Source organism: Helicobacter rappini, assembly GCF_900198625.1.
GTDB classification, from domain to species: Bacteria; Campylobacterota; Campylobacteria; order Campylobacterales; family Helicobacteraceae; genus Helicobacter_A; species Helicobacter_A rappini.
Genome location: NZ_FZPK01000059.1, coordinates 21,469 through 27,560, shown reverse-complemented (window position 1 = coordinate 27,560; position 6,092 = coordinate 21,469). Strand labels below are relative to the sequence as shown.

Here is a 6,092-nt window from a genome sequence, read left to right as displayed (position 1 = left end):
AAAATAACACATATTCTAAAGATTTCAGTTTTGATTATGGTGTATGATAAGGTTTTAAAATTGTGTTTCTTTCCTGTCTTTAAAATACCCTTAATAACTTAAAATACAAGCCTTTTTTATATGATTTTTATCTAGTGATTATATATATTACATTTTCACTTTACAAAGTGTTACAAACTAAGCAATGCAAAATTACAAATTAATTAAAGCTTTGATACAAATTAAAATTACATAAGCAAATAATGCTTTAAATTTTGCATTCTCTACTTAATGGATTTTATAAGCTTTTATTGTGTAGTTTTATATGCCTTTTAAGCACATAAAACATACCTTAATAAGTTAAAACAATGTAAACCTTTTTTAGATTAAAATAAAAGATTATGTGGAATTATAAGGAATTGACTACTCGATAAAGTTTTACTTTGTTTGCAATATAATGGCATACGCACACATTAACAAAGTTTAAAAACCTTTGATTTAAGGCTTTTATGTGTTGGTGTGTTTTTGAGTGTGTGTTAAAAAGTTAAAGTTATGGTAAATCTTGATTGCAACTTATATCAAAGCACAACAAGTTTCTCAGCTTTATCTTAATAAAAAAGCGGTGATTCTATAATAAAAGTGTTTCTTAGAATCTGCCGATTTTAAATTTAGCTTATGATAAAGGGCAAAGTATGAAATCAGTTACTCTTTACACAGATGGTTCAAGTTTAGGGAATCCGGGGGCTAGTGGGTATTGTGCCCTGCTTGAGTATAAAGCCCCAAATGGTAGAGTTTTTCACACGCAAGTAAGTGGTGGTGAGACATATAGCACAAATGGACGCATGGAGCTTAAGGCGGTTGTAGAGGGATTAAAAATGCTTACTGAACCTTGCCGTGTAGTCATTGTAAGCGACTCCAAGTATGTATGTGATTCTATCGAACAGTATCTTCCAAATTGGCAAAAAAAAGGTTTTAAAGATGTAAAACACACGGATTTATGGGGAGAATATATACATGTAGGAGCAAAGCACACTATAACAACACAATGGGTTAAGGCACATAATGGACATCCACAAAATGAACACTGCGATAAAGTCGCAAGAGAAAATGCAAATCTCTATGCAGAGTAGAATCTTATTTCGTGCTGTAAAATCTCATAGAAAGCTTGAGTGCATTAAAAATATCTTCCTTTAACATACATGAATTTTAATATTTGACTCCCTATGTTATGTTTAAAGTAATTAAGATTTTATATCATTTAAAATCAAAATAAGGCATAAACACACAATGAAAAAAAATCTCATAGCTAAAAAACATACAGAATCCATAGATTCAAAAACAGAATTTCGCACAAAAATAAAAGCAAAAATGCAAAAGAGATTCTGCATTTATGATAAGCTTTGTGCGAAAAAAATATATACACACATAACAAGCTACAAAAAGCCAAAAACCTACAAGATAAAACGCAATAATAAACTTTTCTATATGCAATCAAAAGCAAAAGAATGCAATGTCTTACTCTACATTCCACTATCTACTGAAGTAAATATTACGCATATTTTGGCAAAATTAAAACAGGATAAAAAATATCAGGTATTTGTCCCAAAACTTGAAAAAACAAGCTTTAACATGGTAAAATATCGTTTCCCTTTGGTAAAAACCCATTGGCGACTTTATGAACCAAAAACTTGCAAGATTTATAAAAATATATTAATAGACATTGCTATTGTGCCAGTGCTTGGCGTTGATAAAAATATGAAAAGAATAGGATTTGGAAAAGGTATGTATGATAGATTTTATGAAACTTTAAAGGTGCGACCTTATAGTATTTTTGTGAGTAGATTGCGGCATATTTCTAGTAAGTCATTATGTGAATGGCATGATATACAAGCAGATATGTATGTGAGTGCGTATAAATGACTCCTATTGTTTTACTCTCATGCGGGGCGACCGCTATTTGTGTTGCATTTCTCACTTTTTTTGTTGCAAGGAAGTTTTCCTATGCCAAAATGCTTTTGTGTATTGAGCAAAATAATGCAAAAATTAAGGCATTAGAAACCGAAATAGAGCAGTTACTGCACAATAAACATGTAAAAATGCAAGAAGAAGAGGAACAATTCAATAAAAAACTTGCAAAGCGTAAGAATGAGCTTGAAAAAATAATACAAGAACATGAAGAAAACAATAAGATAATAAATCATGCAAAACAGGAAGTATTAAGGCAAAAAGAGGAACAAGCAAAAATATTAGAGCGATGTCAAGAAGAAAAAATAAAGCTTTCATCTCTTTTGCAAGATTACACTGCTCTAACAAAAGAAGAAGGAAAAAAGATTCTATTAAAAAATCTAGAAGATGAGCTGATACAAGAGAGGGCTAGTCTTATCCGCCGCTATGAGACAGAGGCAAAGGCTGAAGCAAAACGCAAGGCAAACTATATTATCGCACAAGCGACTACGCGATTTGCAGGAGAGTTTGTCAGCGATAGATTGGTGAATAATGTGCGGTTAGTAAATGATGAGATGAAAGGTAAAATCATTGGCAAAGAGGGGAGAAACATTAAAGCCTTTGAGATGGTTTGCGGTGTGAATCTCATTATTGATGATACGCCTAATGAGATTTCACTTAGCTCATTTAGCCTTTATAGAAGGGCTTTAGCGACAAGGACACTTGAAATTCTCATGCAAGATGGCAGGATACACCCAAGTCGCATTGAAGAAGTGTATGAAAAAGTAAAGGCACAAGCAGAAGAGCAACTCTATCAAGAAGGCGATGAGATTTTACTAGAACTTGGCATAGGCTATGTGGAATCTGAGCTTAAAAAACTCATAGGAAAGCTAAAGTATCGTGCAAGTTTTGGGCAAAATGCTTTGCAACATTCACTAGAAGTGGCACGACTAGCAGGGATTATAGCAGGTGAGTTAGGTGGCAATGTAAAACTTGCAAGAAGAGCGGGACTCCTGCATGATATTGGCAAAGCACTCACAGATGAACAAGGTGGTAGCCATGTGGATTTGGGTGCTGATATATGTTTAAGATATAATGAAGATCCTGTTGTAATTAATGCCATATACGCACATCACGGACACGAAGAGTCTAAAAGCATTGAATGTAGTGCAGTCTGCACGGCAGATGCATTAAGTGCGGCAAGACCGGGTGCTAGAAATGAAGCAAATGAGAGCTATATCAATCGTGTGAGAGATTTAGAAAAAATTGCTATGGAGAAATTTGGCGTAAAACAAGCCTATGCGGTATATGCAGGTAGAGAAATACGAGTAATTGTAAGAGCTGATTTAGTAAATGATATAGAGAGTGTTGTATTATCTAGAGAAATTGCAAATGAAATCAAACAGCAATTACAATATCCGGGCGAAATAAAGGTTAATGTAATACGAGAAATGCGCGCTGTGGCGTATGCATGAGAATCTTATACGCTAAATAGCATATAAGATTCTAAGATTGTTTAGATTTGCGAAGTTTATTGATTGCTTTTTATCACATAAAATTCACTTCAATAATATTAAATATTTTATTATTTGCGTCTGTATAATGCAACATATTTTTACATAAAATCACATTTTTGTAAAAATAGCTCCTAAAACAATGCAGATTTATATGCTATTTGCCTAGATAATATAGTGTGATAATAGTTTTACACAAAGGATTTAATATGCTAACACTACGCAAAGCAAATGAAAGAGGGCATTTTAATCACGGCTGGCTTGATACTTATCATAGCTTTTCTTTTGCAGGATATTATGATGAAAGGTTTATGGGCTTTAGTGCATTGCGTGTCATCAATGAAGACAGGGTAGAGCCAAGTCAGGGCTTTGGGACACACTCGCATAAGGATATGGAGATTCTCACCTATGTGCTAAGCGGGACAATCGCACATAAGGATAGTATGGGCAATGAAGAGCGTGTGCCAAGCGGGGAGTTTCAAATAATGAGTGCAGGCAGTGGTATCACGCATTCAGAATTTAATCTTTTAGACGAGCCGTTGCATTTTTATCAAATTTGGATTCAGCCAAATGAGCTAGGCATTAAGCCAAGATATGAGCAAAAAGCCTTTGACACAAGCAAGGGCAAAACACTTATTTTGTCCCCAAACGCTGAGCAAGATTCTCTAAAAGTGTATCAAGATATGCGGTTATGGCTGTATAGGGATATTGCAAATGAGACTTTTAGCTTTGAAAGTGGTCGCAAGGCGTATATCCAAGTGGTGCGTGGCAAACTAGAAATAGAATCTGGCCAAACCAAGCCCTTTATCATAGAAACAAGTGATGGTGTGATGTGCTGCTCTGAATCTAGCTTTACTCTCAAAGGTTTAGATTCTAATAATGAAGTGCTAGTTTTTGACTTGCCTTAATTAATAAGTCTATGCTGTATAGCTTCTAACAATGCAAACTTACGATAATATAGCATACAATACGAATGTTTTGTTATATTAATGTAGTAAAATGACATAAATTCCCATACGACAAAAAATATAAAATACTCTTAAACAATATTTGTATAAAACAATTAAATCAGTTGAAGATAGAATTTAAGATAATAAGCATCAAGTTACGATAAACTCAAATATATATTTCCATCGTGTTATCGACAAGTAAATGATATTTTTTAATTCTGCATCACTCAATTGCTTAGTATTCATGCAAGTTGCTGATTGTGGCTTATCTTTTTTGTGTAAAAGTGTTGTCATCAATATTACTATTTTGATTATAGATTTTTATAACCCTCCCCCATAATATTGATAAATGATGTTTAATTGCTCTTTGTTGCAGAGTCTTACTAAACTAGGCTTTACTAAGATTATATTCATATAAAAGCAAAACTAGTTTTATAGTATTTTTGCTAAATGTTCTTGTAGTTGTAAGATTTTGTTTTTATTGGCAAAAAAGCTATTTGTGTTTGCGATTAGATAGGCGCTTGATTCCATAATGACTTCATCTATTTGTAGATTATTTTGCTTCATGGTGCTGCCTGTTTCCACTATATCGACAATGCCATCTGCAAGATTGACTAATGGGGCAAGCTCTATTGAGCCATAAAGTTTTATAACATCAACGGCGATAGCACGAGCAGAAAAGAAGTTTTGGGTAATGTTTGTCATTTTTGTAGCGATTTTTATGCGGGGTTTGAGATAGTTTATAGGTTTGCCGCATTCACTCCCAAGCACGACTTTGCATTTACCAATTTGAAGATTTAATAGCCTTGCGACATCAATATCTTTGTGTTCTTCAAGCACATCAAGCCCTACGACGCCTAAGTCTGCTGCTCCATAATGCACATAGGTTGGCACATCTTGGTTTCTCACAAGTAAGAATGTGAAATTTTCATCTTTTAAAACAAGTTTCCTGTCATCAAATTGTATTTTTTTATTGAGAATCTTTGCAAAAAGCGATAAGGTCTCATCTGCTATTCTTCCCTTTGGAAGTGCGATCGTAAGCATATATGTCCTTTTAAATTATATTATTTTCTTTTAGGGCTTGTTGCATACCTTTGAAAATCAAGGTATTATCAAATATGCTGTTTTCAAAATATTTAGCAAAAAATTTACCATCACCACCTGTAAAATACATTTTTTTGGTTTGTGTAGTATGCTTTAGCATGAGTATAATGCTTTTTAAGATTCCAAAGCTTATTGCCTCTTTTGTGCTGCGTGGTGGTGCGTATAGATTCACACTTAAATCAAGTGGGACATGTAGGGCAGGGGATATACACTGATAGAGATGCTGATATGAGCTTATGCCGGGCAGAATGTAGCCGCCTACATGCTGATTATCCTCCATAATATCAATAGTGATAGCACTTCCTGCATCAACGATTACCCCATTGCTAATGGCTTTACATGCTGCTTTTCTATCAATCCCTAAGCCTTGATATACGCCTTGTAGCTGTATGAATTTTTCAAGATTAATGCAAGTTTTATGAGAATCTAATAGCTTTTTCTCAAAGTTTGGATTTACGCTAATGTAGTAGATTGGAATATGAGGTTTTTTTAGAGAAATATTATTTGGATTCTCTCGCCAGATTCTACCTGCATAATAAAAATGCAAAAAAGAATTGCCTATATCACATAAAACAATGCTCGCCATTACAAACCTCCTTTC

The 6,092-nt window shown here is 33.9% G+C and carries 6 protein-coding genes; 4 read left to right on the top strand and 2 right to left on the bottom strand.

Going from position 1 to position 6,092, the window contains the following annotated elements:
* The first annotated feature begins 671 nt into the window (after window positions 1-671).
* The 4 genes from C6H17_RS10485 (at window position 672) to C6H17_RS10470 (ending at window position 4,345) form a co-directional block, all read left to right on the top strand.
* Window positions 672-1,109, top strand: coding sequence for a ribonuclease H family protein (locus C6H17_RS10485; protein WP_005220002.1), 438 nt, complete (start codon window positions 672-674; stop codon window positions 1,107-1,109).
* Window positions 1,110-1,266: 157 nt separating this feature from the next.
* Window positions 1,267-1,899 carry a 5-formyltetrahydrofolate cyclo-ligase gene (locus tag C6H17_RS10480; protein WP_005220001.1) on the top strand — a complete coding sequence of 211 codons (633 nt, stop codon included), beginning with the start codon at window positions 1,267-1,269 and terminating at the stop codon, window positions 1,897-1,899.
* Entirely contained in the window at window positions 1,896-3,398 is a 1,503-nt protein-coding gene (gene rny, locus C6H17_RS10475; RefSeq protein ID WP_005220000.1) for a ribonuclease Y, read from the top strand. Before C6H17_RS10480 ends, rny begins: the two co-directional genes overlap by 4 nt.
* 248 nt (window positions 3,399-3,646) lie before the next feature.
* Entirely contained in the window at window positions 3,647-4,345 is a 699-nt protein-coding gene (locus C6H17_RS10470) for a pirin family protein (protein ID WP_005219999.1), read from the top strand.
* 474 nt (window positions 4,346-4,819) lie between these two features.
* On the opposite strand, the gene hisG is transcribed toward C6H17_RS10470, so the two are convergent.
* Window positions 4,820-5,431, bottom strand: a complete 612-nt coding sequence (hisG, locus tag C6H17_RS10465; protein WP_005219998.1) for an ATP phosphoribosyltransferase — start codon at window positions 5,429-5,431, stop codon at window positions 4,820-4,822.
* Window positions 5,432-5,441: 10 nt separating this feature from the next.
* The gene (locus C6H17_RS10460) at window positions 5,442-6,077 is read right to left on the bottom strand and encodes a type III pantothenate kinase (RefSeq protein ID WP_004084942.1); all 636 of its coding nucleotides are present in this window, start codon (window positions 6,075-6,077) and stop codon (window positions 5,442-5,444) included.
* Between the last annotated feature and the right edge of the window lie 15 nt (window positions 6,078-6,092).